Origin of the sequence: Micromonospora sp. MA102, from assembly GCF_025460765.1 — a bacterium.
Lineage (GTDB): Bacteria > Actinomycetota > Actinomycetes > Mycobacteriales > Micromonosporaceae > Micromonospora > Micromonospora halotolerans.
Genome location: NZ_JAMWEG010000006.1, coordinates 255,453 through 278,715 on the forward strand (window position 1 = coordinate 255,453; position 23,263 = coordinate 278,715).

Here is a 23,263-nt window from a genome sequence, read left to right on the forward strand (position 1 = left end):
CCGACCCGGGCGTCACCGGGCCGGGGTCGGCGGCAGCGGCAGCGGCAGGCCCGGCAGCCCGTCGATGCTGGTCGCCACGTGATCCTTGCCGGCGAAGTACGCGCTCAGCGACGCGTCGTCCTCCCGGGCGAACCGCCGCCCGTGCAGGTCCCGGTCGGCCTCGTAGGTCATCAGCGGAACCGCGTAGCCGCAGGTGTCGCGGATCAGCTCGGCACGGACCACCACGATCGCCCGCAGGCCGTGCAGGCTCGGGTCGATGTCGGGGAAGTGGCCCGTCAGCTCCGGCCAGCGGGGATCGTCGCGGAACACCGGCTCGCCCCGCCCGTGCACCCGGACGATGTTCGGCGGGCCGGTGAAGGCGCACCACATCAGGGTGATGCGGCCGTTCTCCCGCAGGTGCGCGACGGTCTCGGCGTTGCTGCCGGCGAAGTCCAGGTACGCGACCGTCAGCTCGTCGAGCACCGCGAAGGAGCCGCGCAGACCCTTGGGGGAGAGGTTGATCGTGCCGTCGCCGGCCAGCGGAGCGGTGGCCGTGAAGAACATCGGCTGCGCCTCGATGAAGGTGCGCAGCCGCCCGTCGATACGTTCGTACGTCTTACCCACGCCCTGATCATCCTCGCCGGAGGCCGCCCGGCGCTGACCGGTCCCCGCCCGTCCCAGCCCGTGGCCGGCGGCCTCAGCCGGAACGGGAGCCCAGCCGGGCCAGCGCGCTGGCCAGATCGCTGACCTGGTCGGCGAGCTGACCGGCCCGCCGCTGGGCGGCGTCGCGGTCGGTCTCGGCGGCGGCCACCCGTACGGTGAGCTCGGCCAGCCGGGCCTCGACGGCGGCCGCGGCCTGCCGCGCGGCCGCCAGGTCGCCGGCGAGGGCGTCGCGCTCGGCGGTCCGGGCCGCCACCTCCTCCCGGGCGGCCGTGGCGACCGCCACGGCCTCCGCCCGGCCGGCCTCGGCCCGGTCCCGGGCGGCCTGCGCCTCCGCGGCCTCCGTGCGGGCCTGCTCGGCCGCCTCCTGCCCGGCCCGCCGCGCCGCCTCGGCCTCCGTGCGGGCCCGGTCGGCCTCGGCGCGGGCCGCCTCGGCGTCGCCGCGGGCCCGGTCGGCCTCGGCGCGCAGCCGCTCGGCCCGGTCGAGGGCCTCACCCGCCGAGCGGGTGGCCCGCTCGGCGTCGGCCCGGGCGGCGTCCCGTTCGGCGGTCAGGTCGGCGACCAGCCGGCGCTCACCGTCGCGTTCGGACCGCACGGTGCGCAGCTCGTGGCGGGCGGCGTCGCGGTCCCGCTCGGCCTGCACCCGCAGCGCCTGCGCGGCGCCGGCCTCGCCGCGCGCCTCGTCCCGGGCCGCCTCGGCGTGCCGGGCCCGGTCGGCGGCCGCGGTCGACGCGGCCTCGGCGCGCTCGGCCCGCTCCCGGGCGGCGTCGCGGTCGGCCAGCGCCGCCTGCGCCTCCTGGCGGGCCCGCGCGGCGGCCGCGGCGGCGTCCTCGGCGTCCCGGCGGGCGTCGTCGCGTTCGGTGTGCGCCGCCGCCACCTGGGCGGCCGTCTCGGCGCGGACCTCGGCGAGCTGCCGCTCCACCCCGGCCGGGGACAGCTCGGCGTGCAGCGCCTCGGTGAGGGTCTCCACGATCTGGTCGAGCCGGTCCACCGCCTCCCAGGTGCGGGCCACCTGCCCCGGCAGGCCGGGGGCGGTGCGGTGGCGCATCCGGGAGTTGCGCGACGCCCGCTGGCAGGCGCCGTCGTTGTCCCGGCAGTACCGGAAGGGCCGGCCCGCGCCGACGCGCTGCGGCACGTCCCGTCCACAGTGGGCGCAGGGGCGGGTCTCGGGGGTGGTCTGGGCGTCCATCGGCGGCGAAGTCTAGTTGCCGGAGGTCACGACGGCGGCGCCTACCCGTCGCCGCCGGCGTCGGCGCGGGCCGCCCGGTCGAGGGTGTAGCGGCGTTGCAGCAGCACCGCGACGACCATGAGCGCGGCCGGCAGCAGGCCGAAGCCGTACCGGATCGCGGTGAGCGCGCCCGCCGACTGGGTGACCGCCTGCCCGGCGGCGGAGGCCACGAAGCCCCCGGCGGCCAGGCAGAGGGCGTAGGCGTAGGGGCCCAGCGCCGCGCCGGTGGCCTCGGTGGCGGTCCACACCCCGGTGTAGGTGCCGGCCCGGTCGGTGTCGGCGGCCCGGATCACGTCGGGCAGCATCGAGAAGGGCAGCAACTGCATCCCGGCGAACGCCACCCCGAGCACCGCCACCGCGCCGACCAGCACCGGCAGCCCGGCCGGCCGGCCGACGGCCAGCACCAGCGCGCCGACGGCGAAGGCCACCTGGCCGGCGAGCAGCGCCGACTGCTTGCCGACGCGCCGGGCCACCGCCAGCCAGGCCGGGGTGACCAGCAGCGCCGGGGCGACGAACGCGGCGACCAGCACGGTGGTCAGTTTCGGGCGGCCCAGCTCGTACTCGGCGTAGTAGGGCACCCCGGCGAGCACCAGGTGGGTGGTGGTCGACATGGCCAGGTATGCGCCGACCAGCCAACGGAACTGCCGGTCGCGCAGGCTCGCCGCCAGGGTCGCCCACCCGCCCGCCGGGTGCGGTGGCGAGGGCGCTGCGGCGGTGCGGCGCAGCCGGTCGATCCCGGCGACGCCGACCACCATGGCCGCGAGCATCCCCACCGCGAGCAGCGCCGCCATCCGCAGGTAGCCGGCGCGGGTGGCGGTGTCACCGCCGGCCAGCAGCGGCGCGAGCAGCCCGGAGACCAGGATGCCGAGGGTGAGGACCACCATCCGGAAGGCCATCAGCCGGGTGCGCTCGTGGTAGCCGATCCGCAGGTCCGCCGGGGTGGCCAGGTAGGGCACCTGGTACGCGGCGAAGAGCAGGTTCCCGGCGACGAAGAACAGCGCCACCCAGGCCGCCGCCCGCGCGCCGCTCAGCTCGCCGGGCACCGCGAACAGCGCGGCGAAGGCCGGCGGCAGGGCGCAACCGGCCAGCAGCAGGCGCCGTCGGTGGCCGCGCCGGGCCTGCTCGACGTCGCAGCGGTGCCCGATCCAGGGGTGCAGCAGCACGTCGGCGATCTTCGGCAGCAGCAGGGTCAGCCCCGCCAGCCACGGGGCGACGGCGAGGACGTCGGTGAGGAAGTACAGCAGCAGCAGCCCGGGGACGGTCACCCAGACGCCCATGCCGAGCGAGCCGGCGGCGAAGCCGGCCAGCGGGCCGCGCGGCAGGACGGCGGCCCGCCGTCGCTGGTCGAGCGTCATCGCCGCCTCCTCCTCGGGGCACGCCGACCCCAATCCAACGGATGCTGGATTGTAGGGGGAACAATGGCGGGATGACCATGCCTCGCCGGCGACCGGGCCGGCCCCGCCGTGGCGACGAGCGCCCCACCCGGGAGCTGGTGCTCGCCGCCGCCACCGCGCTCTTCGCCGAGCGGGGCTTCGACGCGGTCGGCCTGCGCGACGTGGCCGCCGCGGCGGGCGTCGACGTGGCCACCGTCGCCCACCACACCGGTACGAAGGCGGAGCTCTACGACGCCTGCTTCGCCCGGGTCTTCGCCGCCGAGCGGGAGGTCCTCGAGGTGGCCGGGCAGCGCGCCCGGGCGGCCCTGGCGGCCGGGCGCGCCGACGCGCTGCGGACGCTGCACGACCTGGTCGACGTGTTCGTCGACTTCCTGGAGGACCGGCCGGAGACGACCGCGCTGTGGCTGCGGCGCTGGCTGGAGCCGCACCGGCACGCCGACCTGGACCAGCGCTACGCGGCCCCGCTCTACACGCTGGTCGAGGAGTTGCTCGCCACGGCCGCCGAGGGCGGCGCCCTGGTCGAGCCGACCCCGCACGTGACCGTGCGCAGCCTGGTCTGGGCGGTGCACGGTCACGTGGTGGCCCTCGCCGCCGGCACCGGCTCCGGCGCCCGGGAGCGGCGCGAGTTCCGCGGCTTCGTGCACCGCTTCCTCGACGGGCTGTACCCGCCGGCCAGCCCTTGACGGGTCGCCGCCCGCCGGGGATTATCCAGCGGTCGTTGGATTAAGGAGGCGGGCATGGCGGCACCACCCCGGGTCGCGGTCATCGGCGCCGGCGCGGCCGGACTGGCCACCCTCAAGGCGCTCGCCGACGCCGGCGTGCCGGCGGTCGCGTTCGAGGCCACCGACACCGTCGGCGGCCTCTGGGTGTACGGGTCACCGGGCTCGCCCGCGTACCGGACGCTGCACCTGAACACCAGCAAGGGGCGCACCCAGTTCGCCGACCACCCGATGCCGGCGCACTGGCCCGACTACCCCGACCACAGCCGCATCGCCGGCTACCTCGCCGACTACGCCGACCGGTTCGGGCTGCGCGACGCCGTGCGGCAGCGGCACACCGTCGAGCGGGTCACCCGGGCCGCCGGCGGCGGCTGGACCGTGCACGCCACCGGACCCGACGGACCGGTCCGCCTCGACGTCGAGGCGGTGGTGGTGGCCAACGGGCACAACCGGGTACCGAAGTGGCCCGACCCCTACCCGGGCGGATGCACCGCGGAGCAGCTGCACAGCCACGACTACCGGGGCCCGGAGCAGCTGGCCGGCCGGCGGGTGCTGGTCGTCGGCGGCGGCAACTCCGCGATGGACATCGCCGTCGACGCCTCGTACGCCGCCGCGCGCACCCTGCTGTCGCTGCGCCGCGGGGTCTGGGTGGTGCCCAAGTACCTGCTCGGCCGCCCCTCCGACACCCTCAACGGGGCGCTCGCCCGCCGGCTGCCCTGGCGGCTGCGGCAGCGGATCAGCCAGACCATGCTCACGGCCACCGTCGGCCCACCCGCCCGGTACGGGCTGCCCGCCCCCGCCCACGGCTTCCTCCAGGACCACCCCACCCTCTCCGACGGGCTGCTGTCCCGGCTCACCCACGGCGACATCCAGGCCCGTCCCGGGATCGCCCGGTTCGCCGGCGACCGGGTCGAGTTCACCGACGGCCGCGCCGACGAGGTGGACCTCGTGGTCTGGTGCACCGGCTACCGGGTGGAGGTGCCCTTCCTCGACGCCGAGCTGCTCGGCGACGGCGCCGACCGGCTGCCGCTGTACCGTCACGTGTTCCACCTGGACGCCCCCGGGCTGGCCTTCGTCGGCCTCATGCAGTCCACCGGGGCGGCGTTCCCGCTGGTCGAGGCCCAGGCCCGGCTGGTCGCCGGCTGGCTCGCCGGCACCTGGACCCCGCCCGACCCGGCCCGGCAGGCCGCCGCCTCCCGGGCGGAGCTGCGCGCCGCCACCACCCGGTGGGGGCAGCGCCGGCCGCACATGCGGGTCGACTTCGATGCGTACCTGAACGAGCTGGAGCGGGAGCTGGCCGCCGGGCGCCGCCGGGCGGGGGTGCGGCGGTGAGCGCGCTGGTTGGACGGCGGGTGCTGGTCACCGGCGCGCGGGGCACCTTCGGCCGGCACCTGTGTGCCGCGCTGAGCGCGGCCGGCGCCCGCGTCGTCGGGCTGGACCTGCACCCCGACGAGGACGGCGGGACGCCGGTGCTCGGCTGCGACCTGACCGACCCGGCCGCCGTGCCGGCCGCGGTGGCCGCCGCCGTGGACCGGCTCGGCGGCCTGGACCTGCTGGTCAACAACGCCGGCGTCGGCGGACCCGCCCCGGCCGAGCTGCCACCCGACGAGGTGGTCCGGCGGCAGCTGGAGGTCAACCTGCTCGCCGCCTGGCGCACCACGGCGGCGGCGCTGCCCGCCCTGGAGGCGACGCGCGGCCGGGTGGTCTTCGTGGCCAGCCGGATGGCCGTGCTGCCGCTGCCCCTCGCGGCCGCCTACGGGGTGAGCAAGCGGGCCGTCGTCGCGTACGCCGACGCGCTGCGCCACGAGGTCGGCACCCACGTCGGGGTCAGCGTGGTCTACCCGAGCATGGTCGCCTCACCGATCCACGACAGCACCGCCGAGGCCGGGCTGTCGCTGAGCGGGGTGTCCCGGCTGGAACCCGTCGAGGGGGTCGTGGCCGCGATCCTGCGCGCCGCCACCGCCCGCCGGGCACCCCGGGACGTGGCCACCACGGCCCGGGGCCGGCTGGAGCTGGCCCTGGCCCGGCACGCGCCCGCGCTGGCCGACCGGCTGGTGCGACGTACCGTCGCCGGGCGGGTCGCCGCCGGAGACCTGGACGCCGCGCCCCTGGCCGCCGGCATGGTGCGGCGGCACCGGGAGGCCCGCCGGTAGGGTGCCGCCATGCCTGTCTCGCCCTACATCGCGCGGATGCGCCGGCACATCGGACACGACCTGCTCATGCTCTACGGGGTCAGCGCCGTGGTGACCGACGAGGCGGGGCGGGTGCTGCTGGCCCGGCGCGGCGACAACGGCCGCTGGTCGGTGCCGGCCGGCACCGTCGACCCCGGCGAGCAGCCCGCCGACGCGCTGGTCCGCGAGGTCCGCGAGGAGACCGGCATCGAGGTCGAGATCGAGCGGATCGGCGGGGTGGCCACCCACCCGGTCGTCTACCCCAACGGGGACGCCTGCGAATACCTCAACGTCTGGTTCCGCTGTCGGGCCGTCGGCGGCGTGCCCACCGCCGACGGCGACGAGTCCCTCGCGGTCGGCTGGTTCGCCCCCGCCGAGCTGCCCGAACTGGACGAATGGTCCCGACTGCGGATCACCACGGCGCTGCGCGAGGACCCCCGACCCTGGTACGCCGCGCCCGGCGAGCACCACCCCGCCCTGCACCAGCCGGACAACCTCTGACCCTCGCCACCCGCCGGCTCCGGCGGGGTGCCGGTCAGGGGGTGGCGACGGCGGCCCGCGAGCGGTCGGCGGCGATGCGCACCGCGAGGCCGGCCAGCACGCTGCCCATCACGTAGCGCTGGGCCCGCGCCCAGGCGGGCCGCCGGGTGAGGAACGCCGACACGGTGCCGGCGGTGAGCACGATCAGCCCGTTCACCGTCAGCGCGATGCCGATCTGGGTCAGCCCCAGCAGCAGGCTCTGCACCGCCACGTGCCCGCGCGCCGGGTCGACGAACTGCGGCAGCAACGACACGTAGAGGATGGCGATCTTCGGGTTCAGCAGGTTGGTGACCAGGCCCATGGTGAACAGCCGTCGCGGACGGTCCGGTGGCAGCGGCGCCGGGGTGAACGCCGACCGCCCGCCCGGGCGCAGCGTCTTCCAGGCCAGCCACAGCAGGTACGCCGCGCCGGCCAGCTTCACGGCCGTGTACAGCGGCGGGACCAGCACGAAGACCGTCGCGATGCCGGCCACCGCGGCGGCCAGGTAGATCAGGAAGCCGACGGCCACACCAAGCAGCGACACCAGCCCGGCGCGCCGCCCCTGGGTGACCGAGCGGGACACCAGGTAGACCATGTTCGGGCCGGGCGTGAGCACCAGACCCAACGCCACCAGGGCGATTCCCACAAGCGCGCCGACCGTGACCACGCGACCTCCCCGCCGTCCGTCCTGCCCGGACCCTACGCCGGGGCCACGACGCCGGGCGGGCGGGCTCGCGGCGGGGCGGCGTGAGGGGCGACACTACCGGGATGCCGATCGTGCTCCACGCCGCCGCCACCCCCTCCGCCCCCGGCCTGCTGCTGCGCCCGTGGCGCGACGACGACGCCGAGGCGCTGCTGGCCGCGTACCGGGACCCGGTGCTGCGCAACTGGACCTCGTACCCGGTGACCACCCGGGCGGAGGCCCGGGCGTTCCTGCGCCGCAGCCGGCAGGGCTGGGCGTCCGACCACCGGTTCAGCTTCGCCGTGCTGGAGACCACGGGCGAGGGGGAGCGGCTGGTGGCCAACGTGGTGCTCAAGGAGGTCACCCCCGGGCGCCCGGCCGCCGAGGTGGGTTACTGGACGGCCGCGCCGGCCCGGGGCCGCGGGGTCGCGCCACGTGCCCTGGAGGCGGTCACCGGCTGGGCGTTCGCCCGGTTCGCCGCGGCCGGCCTGACCCGCCTGGAACTGCTCCACCAGATCGACAACCCGGCCTCCTGCCGGGTGGCCGAGAAGAGCGGTTACGCCTTCGTGGAGGTGCTGCCGGCCCGGCCGCCATTCCCGCGCGACGGCCACCGGCACGTCCGCCTGCGGCCCTGACCCGCGGCCGCGCGTTCAGCGCTCGGCCGGCTCGGTGCCGGCCGCGCGGCCGGTGGGCTCCGGACCGAGCAGGCGCAGCAGCAGCCGGGGCTCGCCCGGCCAGGCGTCGAGCAGCACCTGCCGGGGGACCTGCCGGCCGGCGTACCGCAGCGCGAGCGCCACCACCACGATGTCGTCGAGCGGGCCGATGACCGGCAGGAACTCCGGGATCAGGTCGATCGGGCTGGCCAGCCAGAGGCCGGCGAACACGACCGCGACCCGGGCCCGCCGTGGCACCCGGGGGTCGCGGCGCAGCCGGCGCACGGTGGTCAGGCAGTCCGGGATGAAGGCGGCCAGGTCGCGCAGGATCCCCGGCGGCAGCCGCCGGGCCAGCAGCACCAGCAGCGCCCAACTGGCCAGGAGGCAGGCCACCGCGACGCCGAGGCCGATGAGCCAGTCGCGCACGCCGGTGGTCCCTCCCTGCCGGGGGTACGGGTCGCCCGCCGACCCACCCCGGAATGTACGCCGCATCGCGCTCCGCCGGCAGCGCCGGATCACCTCGGAGTTTCCGCCCGGTTCCGCGCCGCGCTGTGGCCGGTGTCTCACCCGTACCCCGTCGGGGGCCGCCGGGGCGGGAACAGGCCGGTCGCGGCCGGCGCTGAACCGGGTCGGTGACCGGCGGATACGGTGGGAACGGGAGGTGACGGCGGTGACGACAGGCTGGGAGGCCGCGGTCGAGGCGCAGATCCGCTCGGCCCAGCAGCGCGGCGAGTTCGACAACCTGCCCGGGGCCGGCAAGCCGATCCCCGGACGCGACCTGCCCTACGACGAGGGCTGGTGGATCCGGAGCTTCCTGGAGCGCGAACAGCTCCCCAGCGACCTGCTCCTGCCCACCCCGCTGCAACTGCGCCGGCGCATCGAGAAGCTCCCCGAGGAGGTCCGCGACCTGCCCACCGAGGAGTCGGTGCGGGCGTACGTGGCCGCCCTCAACACCGAGGTGGTGGCCTGGCTGCGCGCGCCCACCGGGCCGCGCGTGGTGGTGCGCCCCGTCAACACCGACGGCGTGGTCCGCGACTGGCGGGCCGCCCGGGAGCGGGCCGCGGCCGAGCGGATGCCCGTGGCCCCGGACCCGGAGCCGGTGACCGTTCCCGCTCCGCCGAGGCGCCGCTCGTGGTGGCCCTGGCGCCGCCGCTGATCCGCCCCCGCCGGGAAACCGTGTCGGTTCAAGCCCTCGCCGAGCCGTCCCCGCGCAGCATCATTATCGGATTGCCGTTAACAGTAATCCGATAATTAGTCGCCACAAAAGGGGCAGAACGCCACCACACCATAATGACGCTTTTGGTGTATCAGGTGTCCGTCACTGCCCCAGGCGGCAGTGCGGGAGCGCGTGGGCCGGCGCTCGCCTGGCCCGCGCCGCGTTGTTGGCCAGCGCGACGTCGAGGAACGCACCGACCCCGACCTCGGTGACCTCGGCGAGCCGCGCGATGAGCAGCAGTCGCCGCCGCAGCGCCTCCGGCTCGCCGGCCCCGTACCGCGCCGGTCGCCGGCCACCCGGGTACGGCGACGCCCGGCGCCGGGTCGCCGCGTCGGCGGGAGCGTCGTCGTCGAGCTGCGCCGCGAGCAGCGGCCACACGTCCTGCCCGTCCGGGTCGAGTTCCTCGACGAGCAACGCGGCGGTGTCGCCGAGCACGTGGTAAGCCCACGGTTGGGGCAGTCGCGCCAGCCGGTCCACCGCGGCGTCGACGCCGGCGAGGTCCGACTCGTCGGCGGCTCGCACCCCGGCCGCCACCGCGTTCCACAGCTCCTGCTCCGCCGGGGTCGGCGGGTGCCGCATCGCCATCTTCGCTCCGCTTCTGACCTGCGAGGGGTCAGGCGTCCAGAGTTCGGGGCGGCCGGTGCGCCGCCCGGGTCGGGGTGGCCGGCACGGGCCCGTAGGAGGGCGAGACCCGTGCCGGCCGCGGTGATCACCCCAATCACCGCCTTGGCGTCGCCGTGGGCTGCCGCCCCGCGGTGACGTCGTCTCCGAGGTGAGGCGGGTCGGATGCGCCCGCCAACCTGAGTCAATTATCAGTCATATTCGCCTGGTTATGACGATTTGAACGTTCGTGTTGCACGTGTTCACGTCCGCATCGGGGTCGTCTCGCGTCCCACCGTTTGCACGTGTTCACGTCCGCATCGGGGTCGTCTCGCGTCCCACCGTGGCGGGGCGCGTGACCGGAGGTTCCACGGGGTGCCGGCCGCTCGTGGGGCGGGGCCAGGGCAGCAGTCGCGGTGGCCGCCGGGCGCTGAGGTCCTCGATCCAGCCGAGAGCCAGCACCACGCCGATGAGCAGCATGAGGGCGACCGCGAGGTAACCCACCTGGCCGACCCGCCAGAGACCCATCGAGTCGCCCACGGCGAAGCAGACGGCGATGGCGGCGTTGTGCCAGAGGTAGATGGTCAGCGCCCGGCTGTTCAGCGCGGTCACCAGCCGGTCCAGCGACCGGAGCCGGGACAGCCAGCCCATCGGCGGCGCGACGCGCAGCAGCACCAGCACGAACCCGAGCGACCAGAACGCCTGCGCCACGGGGATGTCGTTGAGGTCGCCCCCCGCGTCGGGATGGGTGGCCAGCCAGCCGACCGCCGCGCCCAGGCAGAGCACCGCCAGGCCCAGCAGCGCCGGCACCGGGAGCCGCCGCAACCGGCGGTCCTGGTGGGCGAAGCCCACGAGCCAGCAGGCGGCGAACGTGACGAGGTCGGTCAGCACCGACTCCACCGGCCCGTCGAACCCGGGCGCCGCGGTCTGGAGCAGCACCACGCCGGCCAGTGGCACGAGCACCGACCACAGCGGCCACCGCCGGTGCAGCGCCAGCATCGCGGGGGAGAGCAGCACCAGCCAGAGGTACGTCACCAGGTACCAGAGCACTCCGGTCACGTCCGCGGCCCACTCGCTGCCCGGCGGCTGCACCAGGGGCACCGCCCAGCTCAGCAGCGCCGGCCAGGCGGGCCGGTCGGACCAGCCGTGCCACAGCATCAGCGGCACGAGCACCAGGGCCAGTGCCCACAGCCCCGGGAGCAGCCGACGCAGCCGGCCGCTGACCGCCCGCTCCGGCGTACGGTCCAGCGAGCGGGCCATCAGCGAGCCGCCGAGGGCGAACATCACCCCCATGGCGGGGAAGGCGAAGCTGAGCCAGGCGGCCCCGAACATGTGGTACGCGATGACCCGGCCCAGGGCGAGAGCCCGCAGGGTGTCGAACCAGCGGTCCCGGCCCGGCCGCGTCCCGGCCGCCGGTGCCACGGGCGTCTTCTCGACCGCCTCGCCGGCCCGCTTGACCCGCCGCCAGCCCAACCGCGCGCCGGTCAGCGCGGTGACCACCGACCGGGCCAGCACCAGGTACATCAGCTGGCGGTAGGCGAACTGCTGGATGGGCAGGGTGAGCAGCGGCCGCAGCGGCTCCCGGTCGAGTTTGAAGGCCACCGCCGCGGTGAGCAGTTGCACGGCCAGCATGACCAGCCAGGCGATCGCCGTCTTCGTGGTGTCCAGGAAGAACAGACCGTAGACGGCGAGCAGGTCGAGCACCGGCCCGAGCAGGGGAAGCAGCACGCCGAACAGGGCGAGCATGGGCAGCCCGAACCGGCCGAAGCGGGCGCCCGCACCCCGGTCGCGCAGGGCGCCGCGGTGCTTCCACATCGACTGGAGGGTGCCGTAGCTCCAGCGGTAGCGCTGCCGCCACAGGTCACCCACCGACGCGGGCGCCTCCGTCCAGGCCCGGGCGCGGTCCTGGTACACCACGCGCCAGCCCGCGCGCAGGACGGCCATGGTGACGTCGGTGTCCTCGGCCAGGGTGTCGCCGCTCATCCCGCCGACCCCGGTCAGCGCGCGCCGGCGGAAGGCCCCGACCGCGCCGGGCACCGTGGGGATGCAGCCCAGCTTCTCGTAGAACCGGCGGTCCAGGCTGAAGCCGATGACGTACTCGATGTGCTGCCACTTGCCGAGCAGCCCGTGCCGGTTGGTGACCTTGACGTTGCCGGCCACCGCGCCGATCCCCGGGTCGGTGAACGGCTCGACGAGCCGCCGGATCGCGTCAGGCTCGAAGACGGTGTCCGCGTCGACGGTGACGATGATGTCGTGCGAGGCGTACAGGAGGCCGGTGTTGAGGGCGGTCGCCTTGCCGCCGTTGGGTTTGCGGATCACCCGGACGCCGGGCAGGCCGAGCGAGTCGACGAGGTCGGCGGTGCCGTCGGTCGACCCGTCGTCGACCACGATCACCTCGATCCCGGGGTGGTCGTTGGCGACCAGGGACCGGACGGTGGCGACGATGCCGGCCCGCTCGTTGTAGGCGGGCACGATGACCGAGACCGGCGCGTCCGTCACGCCCCAGGGCCAACGGTGGGCCCGTCGGCGCCGGGCCAGCCGGCCGGCCAGCAGGAGCAGCAGCAGCGTACGGGTCAGCATGAGCAGCCCGACCACCACGAAGACCAGGCCGAGGCCGCGCAGGATCCCGTCGGCCAGCCGGATCGCCCAGCAGAGCGGGGCGGCCCGCCAGCGGTCCCCGGTAGACGCCGCGACGTTGCCGGCGAACGCGGGCGCGTCCGGCCGGGCCCGGTTCATTCCCCCGCTGATCGTGGTGAAGGTGTAGCCGCGGGCGCGCATCAGCGGGATGAACCGGTCCAGGGCCGCGATCGTCTGCGACCGGTCCCCGCCGGCGTCGTGCAGCAGCACCACGGCGCCGTCGTCGCCGGGCGGCGTCAGGTTCCGCACGACGGCGTCCACTCCGGGCCGCGCCCAGTCCTCGCCGTCGAGGTCGTTGACCACGCTCAGGTAGCCCTGTCCGGCGGCCTGCCGGATCACCGGCCAGTTGGCGTCGTCGACGGCGCTGGGCACCGAGGAGTACGGGAAGCGCAGCAGGCTCGTCCGGACCCCGGTGGCGTGCACGATCGCCATCTGGGTCTGCGCGTACTCCATCCGCTGCCGCCATGGGGGCAGCAGGCTCACGTCTGGGTGGGTGAAGGTGTGCACGCCCAGTTCGTGGCCTTCGGCCACGGCGCGCCGGGCCAGGTCGGGGTGGCGGGCCACCTCCGACCCGATGACGAAGAAGGTGGCCGGGGCGTGGTGCCGGCGCAGGACGTCGAGGACCCGGGGGGTCCAGGTCGGGTCCGGCCCGTCGTCGAAGGTGAGGGCGATGGTCCGCGCGGGCAGCCGGTAGGTGCGGGGCTGCGCGCCGCGGGCGTCGAGCACGGGCCCGCCGTCCAGGATCTCCGTGGGCACGGTGACCTGGTCCTCGGCGTCGCGGACGTGGTCGGGGCGGAAGCGGGCGTTCGCGTAGGCCTCGACCAGCAGCACGGACCCGACCACCAGGGCCAGCGAGGCGACGACGAACCGGCCGGCGGTGCGACGACTCGGGAGCGTCATCCGACGACCTCCGGATCGATCAGCGGCAGGGTCGGCGGGGTCGTGGCGGGCTCGGTGGTCGCCGCGGGTGTCGGGGTGACCGACGGCGTCGGGTCCGCCGGTGGCGGGGTCGGCGCCGGGGCCGCGGTGGTGGGCCGGTCCGCCGGCGGCACGGCGTCCCGGGTCGGGTCGACCTGCCGGGGCGCCGGTCGCGCGGCGCGGGCCGGGCGTCGCGCGGCGGCCGGCTCCGGTCGCGGGTCGGCCGCTTCCGTCCGCGGCGGAACCGGGCGCGGCGCCGTGATCCCGGGCGAGGGAACCAGGACGGGTGGGCGGCTGGCTCCGCCGCTCGGCCCGCCGCCGACCGAGATCGGGCCGGGCAGCATCGGCGTCGCCGGGCCTGGGAGCAGGGCGGCGGCGGCCATCGGCAGGTAGAACAGCGAGGCCACCGCGACGAGGACTCCCGCGCGCCGGAGCCGTCGTCGGCGGGCGCCGGTGGCATCGACGAAGACCGGGCGGGCGGGGCGGGGCGGGACTGTCGTCGTCGGAGGATGGGGGCCGCCGGGGAGCCGGTCGAACGAGATGCGAGATGCCACCGGCTGAGGCTATTGGGGAGGTTGTGAGCGTATGTCCCGATTCTAAGGTGAGGATCCGAGGCGAACTTTCACCATTAGCATATCCGGAAGGAAAGGCATATTCGCCTCAGACGGAGCAGACGGGCCTTGAGTGGCGAAACAGGATGAAGGTCCACAATGCTCCGCGAGCCACCCCCGCGGCAGGGGGTGGCTCGCGGTCCGTCGGTCAGGGTTGGGTGCGGTCGTCGATCTCGGTGCCGGACTCCCCGGGCCGGGCGCCGATCGCCTCCTCGGCGGCGCGCCCGCCGGTGCTCTCGTCACCCAGGTCCAGGCTGCTGCGCGGCAGCCCCGACAGCCCGGCCGGATCCTGGCTGTCGCCCCGTACGCCCCGTACGCCCCGGTCGTCCTCGGTGCGGTCGTCGATCTCGGTGCCGGATTCCCCGGGCCGGGCGCCGATCGCCTCCTCGGCGGCACGCCCGCCGGTGCTTTCGTCACCCAGGCTCAGGCTGCTGCGCGGCAGCCCCGACAGCCCGGCGGGATCCTCGGTCGGCTGGTCCGGCCAGTCGGCCGTCTGTGCGCCCGCGCCACCGACGGACTCCCGCCGTCCGACGCCCTGCGCGTGGTACGCGCCGGGCACACCGGGGTCACCCGGATCGGCCAGGCTCGTGTCGACCGGCCGGGCGTCCGGGTCGGCCAGCCCTGCGCGGCGCAACATGTCGACCAGCTCGTCGTGCGGCATGCGCTCGGTGTCCGTTATTCCGGCCCCGCGCGCGATGGACCGCAGGGTGGTCAGGTCCTGATCTGCGAAGGTCTCGGCCATGCCGGTGCCTTCCCGGCGCCCGAGAGAAGGAAACCTGTCAGGCCCGTGCGCCACCCAGTCCCAGCAGCACGGCCAGGCCGAGCGCGCTGCGCGGGGCGTACGGCACCCGCCACAGGCCGCCGTGCGCCGCCGCGTACGCCTCGTCCCGCCACGGGTGGTCCTGGCCCGGACCGCCGCCGGTGCGCAGGTCGTGCACGAGCAGCGCGGCCATCAGGGTGTTGCTGGTGGCCGGCTCGAACACCTCGATGCCGAACCGGTGCGCCCCGGCGTACGCGGCCGCGAGAGCGCGGTTGCGCAGCACCGAACGGGTCCGGGTGGGCGGCGCCACGGTGAACGACACGGTGGCGCCCGCGTCCCGCGCCACGGCCGCCCGCCAGCGTTGCAGCCGCTTGGCCAGGGCGTAGTTCGGCCCCTGCTGCGGCACGAGACTGTCGTTGATCCCGGGATCGGCGCCGGGCGGGTAGTTGCGGTGCAGCAGCCGGCCGCCGGAGAGCAGTCGCAGGGACCGGCGTGCCAGTCCGCGGGCGGCGTACCCGCGTTCGGCGTGGGCCACGGCCTCGGCGGGCACGGCGTACACGTCGGTGGGGGTGGCCAGGAAGGCCAGCGCGGTGTCCGGGCGGCGGCGACCCAGGTGGACGGTGAGCGCGTCGACCGCGGTGGCGACCCGGACGTTCGTCGCGCCGTCGGCGTACACGTAGTTGCCGAGCACGAGCCGGCCGTCCAGGCCGTCGAGCCAGCGGGCGGCCTGCGGCAGGCGGTGCAGCAGGTCGGCGCCGGCGCCGGCGGCGAGGGCGGCGTCGCCGTCGCCGGTGCCGGGCCGCACCGGCAGGCGCAGCCGGCCGCCGTGCCGCTGGGCGGTGCGCAGCAGCCGGCGCCAGATCTCCGGCCGGGGCAGGTCGACGGCGACCACGTCGCCGCCCCAGCGCAGCACCGACGGCAGCGGGCCCATCTCGGCGCCCGCGCCGAGCACCACGATGCGCAGGTCGCGCAGGTCCAACCAGTCCGGGTTGGCCTGCACCGCCCGGACGGCCTCGGCGAAGCTCGGCTCGACGACGCCCGCGTCCACCCAGGCGTCGAGGCGGCGGCTCAGGTCGTCGCCGCGCAGGCGCTGCCCGCGGTACGGCACGGACAGCTCACGCTCCACCGGGCCGGCGCCGGTCACGGTGGCGGTCTCCAGCGGCGGCTCCCGGTCGGGCAGCGCGAACGCCTCGTCCAGCGCGACCTCGGCGCCGTCGGCGGGAACGTAGCGCATCCGGGCGTGCAGGCCGGCGAGCCCGTCCCGGGCGACGGTGAGCGCGGCCTCCCGGGAGAGCAGGCCGGCCTCGACGAGCCGGCGGAAGTGACCGAGGTAGCCGTGCCGCCAGTCGGTCTCGTGCTCGGCGGAGCGGGCGCCGACCGGGTCCACCGCCCGCAGGGCGTCGGCGACCACCTCCCGGCCCAGCACGGTCGTGCTGCGCCGGCCGTCGCCGGTCGCGGGGAACACCACCCCGGTCGGGCCGTCCACGGCTCACCTCCTGCTCCCACCGGCCACCGCCGGCTGTGCGCCCACTCTGCCGCATGGAGGGCGCGGCCGCCCGCCGGGCCGCTCAGGTAACGGCCCGCGCACGGAACGGTCACGAGGGTCGCGCTTGGGTATCGGCTCGGCCACGGCGGGATCCGCCGCGTCGTCGCCCTGCGTCAATGGCCATGACCCGTCCCAAGCCCCTTGGAGGAACCATGGTCCACCTGAGACGGTCGGTGCTGCTACTGGCGGCGCTGGCGACCACCGTGACGGCCGGTGCCTGCACCGCCGACGGCGGCGGACAGCGCAGCGACGCGGCCCACGGGCCGGTCCGCCCGGATTCCGGCGCCCCCTGGTCCGGTGACGAGACCCGGGCCTCCGACGATCCGCTCTCCACCTTCGCCGTCGACGTCGACACCGCGTCGTACGGCTACGCCCGCCGGCTCATCATGGACGGCCGGCTGCCGGAGCGCGGCACGGTGCGACCGGAGGAGTTCGTCAACTCGTTCCGGCAGGACTACCCGCAGCCCGCCGGCGACGGCTTCGCCGTGCACGTCGACGGCGCCCGCCTGCCGGAGACCCACGAGGCCGGCGGCGACGAGCGGCTGCTGCGCGTCGGCCTGCAGACCCGCGCCGAGGACGAGGAACGCCGCCCCGACGCGGCGCTCACCTTCGTCATCGACGTCTCCGGGTCGATGGGCGAGCCGGGCCGGCTCGACCTGGTCCGCGACGCCCTGCACACGCTGGTGGACCAGTTGCGTCCCACCGACTCCATCGCCGTGGTCGAGTTCAGCGACGAGGCCCGGGTGGTGCGGGAGATGACGCCGGTCGCCGACGCCCGGCCGCTGCACGCGGCGATCGACTCGCTGCACACCAGGGACAGCACCAACCTGGAGGCCGGCCTGGTGCTCGGGTACCGGGTTGCCCGGGACGGCTTCCGCTCCGGCCGGACGAACCGGGTGATCGTGCTCTCGGACGGGCTGGCCAACGTCGGCAGCACCGAGGCCGAGCCGATCCTGCGCCGGGTACGCGCCGAGGCGGAGAAGCAGATCGCCCTGCTCGGCGTGGGCGTCGGCAGCAGCTACGGCGACGAGCTGATGGAACAGCTCGCCGACCGGGGCGACGGCTTCGCCGTCTACGTCAGCGAGCGGGAACAGGCCCGCGAGGTGTTCGTCCGGCAGTTGCCGGCCACGCTGAGCGTGCGGGCGCTGGACGCCAAGGTGCAGGTGACCTTCGCGCCGCAGGCGGTGCGCTCCTACCGGCTGGTCGGCTACGACAACCGGGCCGTGGCCGACGAGGACTTCCGCGACGACCGGGTCGACGGCGGCGAGGTCGGCCCCGGACACAGCGTCACCGCGCTGTACGCGGTCCGGCTCGCCGAGGGCGCGGCCCCCTCCGACCGGATCGCCCAGGTGCAGGTGCGCTGGACCGACCCGGCCGACCGGACCCCGGCCGAGACGTACGGGTCGGTGACCGTCGCCGACGTGCAGCGCGGCTTCGCCACGGCGTCGCCACGGCTGCGGGCCTGCTACGCGGCGGCCTGGTTCGCCGAGACGTTGCGGGGTGCGGAGTCCGACGGGCCGGTCCGGCTGACCGACCTGGCCGCCATCGCGGACGGGGCGGCCGCCGCCACCGAGGACGCCGAGGTGCGGGACCTGGCGCGGGTGATCCGGTCCGCCGACGAGCTGCGCTGAGCGGTGGGGGGCCGGCGCCGGGCAGGGGAGGCGCCGGCCCTCAGCGGCGGGCGGGTTTCGGCTCCGGGGCGGGGCGGTTGCGTTCCGGGTCGACTCCCACCTGCACGGCGAAGCCCGGGTCGACGGCGAGCAGCGGGCGCGGCCCGAACAGCGCCATCGCGGTCAGCAGCTGGTCGGCGCCCCGCTCCCGCCAGGTCGGCCGCCGCTGCGGGTCCAGCTCGGCGTGCTCCCGGCGCTGCCGGCGCAGCAGCCGGCGGGCGGCCGCGCCGGTCTCCGGCACCTCGCACAGCCACCAGCCGCCCAGCGCGGTGGCCAGGCAGCACAGCAGCAGGCCCACCACGGAGGCCGGGCCACCGGCGTCCCGACCCTCGACGGCGCTCTCCACCAGCCGGGTCACCCCGACCGCGGCGACCGCGAACAGCGGCAGGGTGCCCAGCGCGATGCGTCGCCGCTGCGCCGGGGTGAGCAGCCAGCCGTCGCGGACGAGCCGGCCGACCAGCCGGCGCAGGGCCCGGCCGACACCGGGGTCGGCGAGCACCGCGGCCCAGGTCTGCGGCCGGCGCAGCGCGGCGTGCAGGGCGCGGACCAGCGCGGGCGAGCGGGGCGGCGGCGGGCCGTCCACCGACAGGGTGGCCAGCTCGCCGAGGCGTACCACGCCGGCGCGGTGCAGCGCGGCCACGCCCACCTGGCAGGCCAGCAGGGCGCGGTCGGTGAGGTAGGCCAGCTCGACCGCGTCCGGGAGGTCGCCCCGGGCCCGCCGGCCGGTCAGCTCCCGCGCCGCCAGCGCGACGGCGACGGCCACGGCGACCGCCGCCAGGTAGTCGAGGAGGAAGAGCGGTCCGCTGACACCCCAGAGCATGGCGACAAGTATGGCCCGGCCCCACCGGTCGCCCGGCGGCCGTGCGCCCGCCGCTCAGGAGGCGTGGCTCACCTCACTGTCCCAGATCTGCGACCAGGGGCGGCGCAGGCCGCGGCAGACGAAGATCGGCCCGCCGTTCTCGTCGTTGTCCACGTCGACGCGCTGGTCGACCCGGCCGGCCTCGGTGACCTCGGTGAACCAGGCGCGCAGCGGGTCGGGGCGCTCCCAGCCGACGACGATCACCACGTCGGCGTCGTCGGCCGGCCGGCCGAACCCGGCCATGCTGTTGTGCCCGGAGTAGGCCCGGGGCAGGCCGCGGGCCGGGCCGTAGCGGGCCAGGGCGCCGGCCTCGCCGTAGTTGCCGGTGAGCACGATCGCCCGGTCGCGCTCCCCGGGCGGCAGGCTCCGGTGCACGGCGGCGACCGAGTCGGCGAACGCCGGCCAGCCGATGGTCTCGCCCGCGTCGTAGTTGACCTCGACCACGAAGCCGGGCAGCCGGTCGGCGGGCAGGGTGGGCAGCAGCAGAATCGCGCTGCTGGCGACCATCAGGGCGGCGGCCGTGGCGAGCAGCGCCTGCCGCGTCCGGGCCGCGCCGCGCCGCGCCCAGTCGGCGGTGACCACCGTGCCGGCCGCGGTGAGCACCAGCAGCAGCGGGGCGTCGTAGTAGCCCTTGCCGCCGGCGAGCACGACGATCGCGAACACCACGATCCAGGCCCAGCCGAGCGCCCGGTACGCCGCCCAGCCGGGCCGGCGCAGCAGCGCGACGAGGCCGGCGATCCACACCGGGGTGGCGAACGGGCTGATGATGAGCATCTGGAGCACGATCGCGTCGACCCGGCCGCTGTAGGAGCTGTCGCCGCCGGCGATGGACGAGGCCACCGAGAGCTGGGGGAAGCCGTGCGCGGCCTGCCAGGCGAGGTCGGGCACGGCGAGCAGGACGGCGACGCCGGCGCCGGCCAGCACCCACCGGTCGCGCAGCAGCCGGCGCGGCCCGGCGATGAGCACCCCGGCCAGCAGACCGACGGCGAGCAGTCCGGGCAGCAGCTTGTTGAGCATGCCCACGCCGAGCGCCAGGCCGATGCCGAGCGCCCAGCGGCTGTCGCCGGTGCGCAGCACCCGCACTGCGCACCAGGCCGCGACCAGCCAGACCAGCAGGTCGACAGTGGTCGTGCTGAGCAGGTGACCGGCGGCCAGCACCACTCCGGCCGCGGCGGCCAGCACGGCGGCGGCCAGCTGGGTGCCGCGGCCCGCGCCGAACTCCCGGGCGATCGCCGCGACCAGCACCACGGCCGCGCCGGCGATCAGCGCCGACGGGGTGCGCAGGAGCACCAGGTTGCCGGGCGCGAGGGTGTCGGCCAGCCGCGCGAGGGCGGGCACGAGCGGGCCCTGGTCGACGTAGCCCCAGTCGAGGTGCCGGCCGCAGAGCAGGAAGTAGAGCTCGTCGCGGTGGTAGCCGTAGCGGCCGGCGAGCAGCAGCAGCACGGCGGTGACGGCCCCGCCGACCAGCCAGGGCGCGGCGGTGCGCGGCCCGGGTGGCGGGGTCGTCGGCGCGGCGGACGCCCCGGCGTCGGGGCGGTCGAGGTCGGTGACGGGTTCGGCCACCCGTCCATGATGGTCCCGCCGTGCCATCTCGCGCTGCCCCGCGCCGCCGGACGGAAATCCGGTGTCCGGCCGCCGGGCGCCCGGCTACCGTGCGCGGGATGCGCATCCGGGAGTACGCCGAGACCGACTGGGACCAGGTCCGGCCGATCGTCGAGGACGTCATCGCCGCCCAGGAGACCTTCCCCTACGACCCGGCGTGGCCGGCCGAGGTGGTCCACGAGGTGTGGGTGGAGCGGCCGCCGGGCCGCACGGTGGTCGCCGAGGAGGACGGCACGGTGCTCGGCACCGCCAAGATGGGCGCCAACCGGCCGGGGCCGGGCGCGCACGTGGCCACCGCCAGCTTCATGGTGGCCGCCGGCGCCCGGGGCCGCGGGGTCGGCCGGGCGCTGTGCGAGCACGCCCTGGACTGGGCGCGGCGCCAGGGCTTCGTCGCGATGCAGTTCAACGCGGTGGTCGAGACCAACACGGTGGCCGTCGCGCTGTACCGGCGGCTCGGCTTCACGGTGGTCGGCACCGTGCCGGAGTCCTTCACGCACCCCACGCTCGGGCGGGTGGGGCTGCACGTCCTGCACCGTCCCCTCTGAGCGGCGGCGCTGCGCGAGGATGGGCCGATGAGTTCTGAGCCGATCGAGCTGGCCGCCGCCCTGGCGCGCTTCGACCAGCTGTGGAGTCCCCGCATCGTCACCACCGTCAACGACTACGACGTCCGGATCGCCAAGGTGGCCGGCGAGCACGTCTGGCACGCCCACGACCACACCGACGAGTTCTTCCTGGTCCTCGACGGCGAGCTGCGCATCGCCCTGCGCGACGGGGCGGGCGGCGCGGAACGCGAGGTGGTGCTGCCGCGCGGCGCGGTGTTCGTGGTGCCGCGCGGGGTGGAGCACCGGCCGTCCGCGCCGGACGGCGCGTCGATCCTGATGTTCGAGCCGTCCGGCACGTCCAGCGTCGGGGAGCGCCACGACGCGGTGCCCGGGCACGTGGACGCCACCACGGGGCACCGGCTCTGACCGGTCCGCCTCAGCGCCCCGCCGGCGCGGGCTCCGCGGCGGCCGGCGGGGTCGGGGCCGGCCAGCCCAGCCGGCGTACGCCGGGGACGGCGGCCGTCCCGAGGCAGGCGACCAGGACCAGCATCCCGGCCACGGCGAGCGGGACGGGGGCGCCCCAGGCGTCGGCGGCGAGCGGGGCGATTGCGTACCCGAGCGGCATGGCGCCCAGCGACATGAGCCAGTCGTACGAGGTGACGCGCGCCAGCACCTCGGGCGGGAACTGGCCCTGCACGACGGTCTCCCAGACCGGGTTGAGGAAGCCGAGGGCGATCAGCGCGAGGCAGTAGGCGGTGATGGTCACCGGGGCGGGCGCGGCGGCGGCGAGCAGCAGCAACGGCGCCGCGTACGCGGCGAGGGCCAGGTTGCCGAGCAGCACCGGGCGGCGGGGGCGGGCCCGGGCGGCGAGCAGCGACCCGGCCAGCAGGCCGATGGCGCCGGCCTGCTGGAGCAGCACCCAGACGCCCTCGCCGCCGAGGCGGTCCACGGCGACGACCGGGCCGAGGGTGAGCAGCACCGCGGCGGCGCCGTTCCAGACGCCGTGGGCAAGCAGGCTGCTCCAGTACCAGTCGCGGGAGCGGACCTCGCGCCATCCGAACAGCAGGTCGGCGCGCAGCGACCGGTGCGGTACGGGCACGTGCCGCACCCGGATGACGGCCAGCAGCGCGGCGCTGAGCGCGAACGAGGCGGCGTCCAGCACGAACGCCCACCCCGGTCCGGCGGTCCAGACCAGCAGCCCGGCCAGGGCGGGGCCGGCCAGCCGGCTGGCGTTGCCGGTGGCGCCCATCAGCGCGTTGGCCCGCTGCCGGCCGTCGGCCTCGACGGTGCCGGCGACCAGCGGGGACGAGGTCGGCATGGCGAACGCCGAGGCCGCGCCGCCGACGGCGGAGGCGACCGCGAGGTGGGCCAGGGTGGGTGCGCCGCCGAGCAGTTCGATGCCGACGACCAGTTGGGCGACGCAGCGCACCAGGTCGGTGCCGAGGGCGACGCGGCGGGCGTCGAAGCGGTCGGCGACCACGCCGCCGAGGGGGAGCAGCAGCAGCCGGGGCACCATCGCGCAGCCGAGCACCAGGGCGAGGGCGGCGGTCGAGCCGGTGGCCCGGAGCACGGCCAGGGCAAGCGCGGTGGGGACCACGGCGTCGCCGACCGCGGAGACGGTGCGGCCGAGGAACAGCAGTCGGAAGGCGGGGAGCCGGAGGGGATGCGTCACTCGGGAAGACTACTTCGACGTCGAATATTTAGACAACGAATATTTCGTCGTCGGCGTACCGTTGCTCGCGTGACCCACCGCGATCCCGTCGACCAGCACATCGAACGCTGGCTGCCCGTGGTGCCCGACCTGGACCCCGACGTGGAGGGGGCGGTCGTCCGGATGCTGCTGCTCAGCCGGCACCTGCGCGAGGTGAAGGACCGGGCGCTGGCCGAGCTGGACCTCCAGGAGAAGGAGTACGGCACCCTGCACGCCCTCGCCGGCCGGGGCGGCCGGGCGGCGCCCTCGGAGATCGCCGGCGACCTGCGGATGGCGCCCGCCTCGATCACCGCGCGAGTCGACGCCCTGATCCGCCGGGGCTTCGTCCGGCGGATCCCGTCGGAGGTGGACCGTCGCCGGATCGACGTGGAGCTCACCGACGCCGGCCGGGCCGCCTGGCAGCGCGCCATGGGGGTGGTCGGCGACGAGGAGCACCGGGTTCTCGGCGCGCTGACCCCGGACGAGCGCCGGGTCCTGTCCGACCTGCTCCGCCGGGTCACCCTGGCGGCCGAGCCGCAGCCCGGCCGGATCTGACCGGCCGGAATGTCGGTGGGCGGGGCTAGGTTGGTCACCACCAGCCCACACC

Annotated in this window: 22 protein-coding genes and 1 pseudogene; 10 read left to right on the forward strand and 13 right to left on the reverse strand. The window is 76.2% G+C overall.

The genetic code is table 11. The features are described 5' to 3' along the window. Positions 1–12 precede the first annotated feature (12 nt). The 3 genes from NFX44_RS15015 to NFX44_RS15025 form a co-directional block, all read right to left on the reverse strand. Positions 13–603, reverse strand: coding sequence for a pyridoxamine 5'-phosphate oxidase family protein (locus NFX44_RS15015; RefSeq protein ID WP_262284158.1), 591 nt, complete (start codon positions 601–603; stop codon positions 13–15). Between the two features lie 73 nt (positions 604–676). Continuing rightward, on the reverse strand, positions 677–1,828 hold the full coding sequence (locus tag NFX44_RS15020; RefSeq protein WP_262284159.1) for a hypothetical protein: 1,152 nt from the start codon (positions 1,826–1,828) through the stop codon (positions 677–679). A 41-nt stretch (positions 1,829–1,869) separates the two neighbouring features. Further along, positions 1,870–3,222, reverse strand: coding sequence for an MFS transporter (locus NFX44_RS15025; RefSeq protein WP_262284160.1), 1,353 nt, complete (start codon positions 3,220–3,222; stop codon positions 1,870–1,872). Positions 3,223–3,299: 77 nt separating this feature from the next. On the opposite strand from NFX44_RS15025, the gene NFX44_RS15030 reads away from it, so the two are divergent. Genes NFX44_RS15030 through NFX44_RS15045 form a run of 4 tightly spaced genes read left to right on the forward strand, consistent with a single transcriptional unit; the run spans position 3,300 to position 6,652 of the window. Next, positions 3,300–3,944: a TetR/AcrR family transcriptional regulator gene (locus NFX44_RS15030; protein WP_262284292.1), complete on the forward strand. Its 645-nt coding sequence runs from the start codon at positions 3,300–3,302 to the stop codon at positions 3,942–3,944. Between the two features lie 54 nt (positions 3,945–3,998). After that, entirely contained in the window at positions 3,999–5,312 is a 1,314-nt protein-coding gene (locus tag NFX44_RS15035) for an NAD(P)/FAD-dependent oxidoreductase (protein ID WP_262284161.1), read from the forward strand. Then, a complete protein-coding gene (locus NFX44_RS15040; RefSeq protein ID WP_262284162.1) occupies positions 5,309–6,133 on the forward strand; it encodes an SDR family oxidoreductase in 825 nt (274 codons plus the stop codon). Before NFX44_RS15035 ends, NFX44_RS15040 begins: the two co-directional genes overlap by 4 nt. 9 nt (positions 6,134–6,142) lie before the next feature. Next, positions 6,143–6,652, forward strand: coding sequence for an NUDIX domain-containing protein (locus NFX44_RS15045; RefSeq protein ID WP_262284163.1), 510 nt, complete (start codon positions 6,143–6,145; stop codon positions 6,650–6,652). A 34-nt stretch (positions 6,653–6,686) separates the two neighbouring features. Here the strand turns inward: NFX44_RS15045 and NFX44_RS15050 are convergent, their stop codons facing one another. Then, complete coding sequence (locus tag NFX44_RS15050; RefSeq protein WP_262284164.1) at positions 6,687–7,337, reverse strand: LysE family translocator; 651 nt, start codon at positions 7,335–7,337, stop codon at positions 6,687–6,689. 101 nt (positions 7,338–7,438) lie between these two features. Between NFX44_RS15050 and NFX44_RS15055 the strand changes: the two genes are divergently transcribed. Continuing rightward, positions 7,439–7,987: a GNAT family N-acetyltransferase gene (locus NFX44_RS15055; protein ID WP_262284165.1), complete on the forward strand. Its 549-nt coding sequence runs from the start codon at positions 7,439–7,441 to the stop codon at positions 7,985–7,987. Positions 7,988–8,002: 15 nt separating this feature from the next. On the opposite strand, the gene NFX44_RS15060 is transcribed toward NFX44_RS15055, so the two are convergent. Then, the gene (locus NFX44_RS15060; protein WP_262284166.1) at positions 8,003–8,431 is read right to left on the reverse strand and encodes a YkvA family protein; all 429 of its coding nucleotides are present in this window, start codon (positions 8,429–8,431) and stop codon (positions 8,003–8,005) included. A 244-nt stretch (positions 8,432–8,675) separates the two neighbouring features. On the opposite strand from NFX44_RS15060, the gene NFX44_RS15065 reads away from it, so the two are divergent. Further along, the gene (locus tag NFX44_RS15065; protein ID WP_262284167.1) at positions 8,676–9,161 is read left to right on the forward strand and encodes a DUF1992 domain-containing protein; all 486 of its coding nucleotides are present in this window, start codon (positions 8,676–8,678) and stop codon (positions 9,159–9,161) included. 162 nt (positions 9,162–9,323) lie between these two features. On the opposite strand, the gene NFX44_RS15070 is transcribed toward NFX44_RS15065, so the two are convergent. The 5 genes and pseudogenes from NFX44_RS15070 to NFX44_RS15095 form a co-directional block, all read right to left on the reverse strand. Beyond that, the gene (locus tag NFX44_RS15070) at positions 9,324–9,806 is read right to left on the reverse strand and encodes a hypothetical protein (protein WP_262284168.1); all 483 of its coding nucleotides are present in this window, start codon (positions 9,804–9,806) and stop codon (positions 9,324–9,326) included. 324 nt (positions 9,807–10,130) lie between these two features. Further along, positions 10,131–13,358 carry a glycosyltransferase gene (locus NFX44_RS33250; RefSeq protein ID WP_315974595.1) on the reverse strand — a complete coding sequence of 1,076 codons (3,228 nt, stop codon included), beginning with the start codon at positions 13,356–13,358 and terminating at the stop codon, positions 10,131–10,133. After that, the gene (locus NFX44_RS15085) at positions 13,355–13,930 is read right to left on the reverse strand and encodes a hypothetical protein (RefSeq protein ID WP_262284169.1); all 576 of its coding nucleotides are present in this window, start codon (positions 13,928–13,930) and stop codon (positions 13,355–13,357) included. Before NFX44_RS15085 ends, NFX44_RS33250 begins: the two co-directional genes overlap by 4 nt. 451 nt (positions 13,931–14,381) lie before the next feature. Next, positions 14,382–14,729, reverse strand: a pseudogene (locus NFX44_RS15090) (hypothetical protein); the annotation flags it as partial. A gap of 37 nt (positions 14,730–14,766) precedes the next feature. Next, the gene (locus tag NFX44_RS15095) at positions 14,767–16,233 is read right to left on the reverse strand and encodes a hypothetical protein (protein ID WP_262284170.1); all 1,467 of its coding nucleotides are present in this window, start codon (positions 16,231–16,233) and stop codon (positions 14,767–14,769) included. Between the two features lie 212 nt (positions 16,234–16,445). On the opposite strand from NFX44_RS15095, the gene NFX44_RS15100 reads away from it, so the two are divergent. Continuing rightward, complete coding sequence (locus NFX44_RS15100; RefSeq protein ID WP_262284171.1) at positions 16,446–17,924, forward strand: von Willebrand factor type A domain-containing protein; 1,479 nt, start codon at positions 16,446–16,448, stop codon at positions 17,922–17,924. A 40-nt stretch (positions 17,925–17,964) separates the two neighbouring features. On the opposite strand, the gene NFX44_RS15105 is transcribed toward NFX44_RS15100, so the two are convergent. Together NFX44_RS15105 and NFX44_RS15110 are read right to left on the reverse strand one after the other, a co-directional pair. Further along, on the reverse strand, positions 17,965–18,783 hold the full coding sequence (locus NFX44_RS15105) for a TIGR04222 domain-containing membrane protein (RefSeq protein WP_262284172.1): 819 nt from the start codon (positions 18,781–18,783) through the stop codon (positions 17,965–17,967). 54 nt (positions 18,784–18,837) lie between these two features. Continuing rightward, positions 18,838–20,385 (reverse strand): glycosyltransferase family 39 protein, encoded by a 1,548-nt coding sequence (locus tag NFX44_RS15110; protein WP_262284173.1) that lies wholly within the window; start codon positions 20,383–20,385, stop codon positions 18,838–18,840. A 98-nt stretch (positions 20,386–20,483) separates the two neighbouring features. Between NFX44_RS15110 and NFX44_RS15115 the strand changes: the two genes are divergently transcribed. After that, positions 20,484–20,969, forward strand: coding sequence for a GNAT family N-acetyltransferase (locus NFX44_RS15115; protein WP_262284174.1), 486 nt, complete (start codon positions 20,484–20,486; stop codon positions 20,967–20,969). 27 nt (positions 20,970–20,996) lie between these two features. After that, entirely contained in the window at positions 20,997–21,392 is a 396-nt protein-coding gene (locus tag NFX44_RS15120; RefSeq protein ID WP_262284175.1) for a cupin domain-containing protein, read from the forward strand. A 10-nt stretch (positions 21,393–21,402) separates the two neighbouring features. On the opposite strand, the gene NFX44_RS15125 is transcribed toward NFX44_RS15120, so the two are convergent. After that, positions 21,403–22,638, reverse strand: a complete 1,236-nt coding sequence (locus NFX44_RS15125; RefSeq protein WP_262284176.1) for an MFS transporter — start codon at positions 22,636–22,638, stop codon at positions 21,403–21,405. Positions 22,639–22,707: 69 nt separating this feature from the next. Between NFX44_RS15125 and NFX44_RS15130 the strand changes: the two genes are divergently transcribed. Further along, positions 22,708–23,211, forward strand: a complete 504-nt coding sequence (locus tag NFX44_RS15130) for a MarR family winged helix-turn-helix transcriptional regulator (RefSeq protein WP_262284177.1) — start codon at positions 22,708–22,710, stop codon at positions 23,209–23,211. Positions 23,212–23,263 lie beyond the last annotated feature (52 nt).

What these genes read in the sequence shown, in the direction of transcription:
- NFX44_RS15105 (WP_262284172.1), bottom strand. Translation starts at nt 18,783, where the DNA reads ATGCTCTGGGGTGTCAGCGGACCGCTCTTCCTCCTCGACTACCTGGCG.
- NFX44_RS15055 (WP_262284165.1), top strand. Translation starts at nt 7,439, where the DNA reads ATGCCGATCGTGCTCCACGCCGCCGCCACCCCCTCCGCCCCCGGCCTG.
- NFX44_RS15025 (WP_262284160.1), bottom strand. Translation starts at nt 3,222, where the DNA reads ATGACGCTCGACCAGCGACGGCGGGCCGCCGTCCTGCCGCGCGGCCCG.
- NFX44_RS15100 (WP_262284171.1), top strand. Translation starts at nt 16,446, where the DNA reads ATGGTCCACCTGAGACGGTCGGTGCTGCTACTGGCGGCGCTGGCGACC.
- NFX44_RS15070 (WP_262284168.1), bottom strand. Translation starts at nt 9,806, where the DNA reads ATGGCGATGCGGCACCCGCCGACCCCGGCGGAGCAGGAGCTGTGGAAC.
- NFX44_RS15045 (WP_262284163.1), top strand. Translation starts at nt 6,143, where the DNA reads ATGCCTGTCTCGCCCTACATCGCGCGGATGCGCCGGCACATCGGACAC.
- NFX44_RS15115 (WP_262284174.1), top strand. Translation starts at nt 20,484, where the DNA reads ATGCGCATCCGGGAGTACGCCGAGACCGACTGGGACCAGGTCCGGCCG.
- NFX44_RS33250 (WP_315974595.1), bottom strand. Translation starts at nt 13,358, where the DNA reads ATGACGCTCCCGAGTCGTCGCACCGCCGGCCGGTTCGTCGTCGCCTCG.
- NFX44_RS15035 (WP_262284161.1), top strand. Translation starts at nt 3,999, where the DNA reads ATGGCGGCACCACCCCGGGTCGCGGTCATCGGCGCCGGCGCGGCCGGA.
- NFX44_RS15020 (WP_262284159.1), bottom strand. Translation starts at nt 1,828, where the DNA reads ATGGACGCCCAGACCACCCCCGAGACCCGCCCCTGCGCCCACTGTGGA.
- NFX44_RS15030 (WP_262284292.1), top strand. Translation starts at nt 3,300, where the DNA reads ATGCCTCGCCGGCGACCGGGCCGGCCCCGCCGTGGCGACGAGCGCCCC.
- NFX44_RS15120 (WP_262284175.1), top strand. Translation starts at nt 20,997, where the DNA reads ATGAGTTCTGAGCCGATCGAGCTGGCCGCCGCCCTGGCGCGCTTCGAC.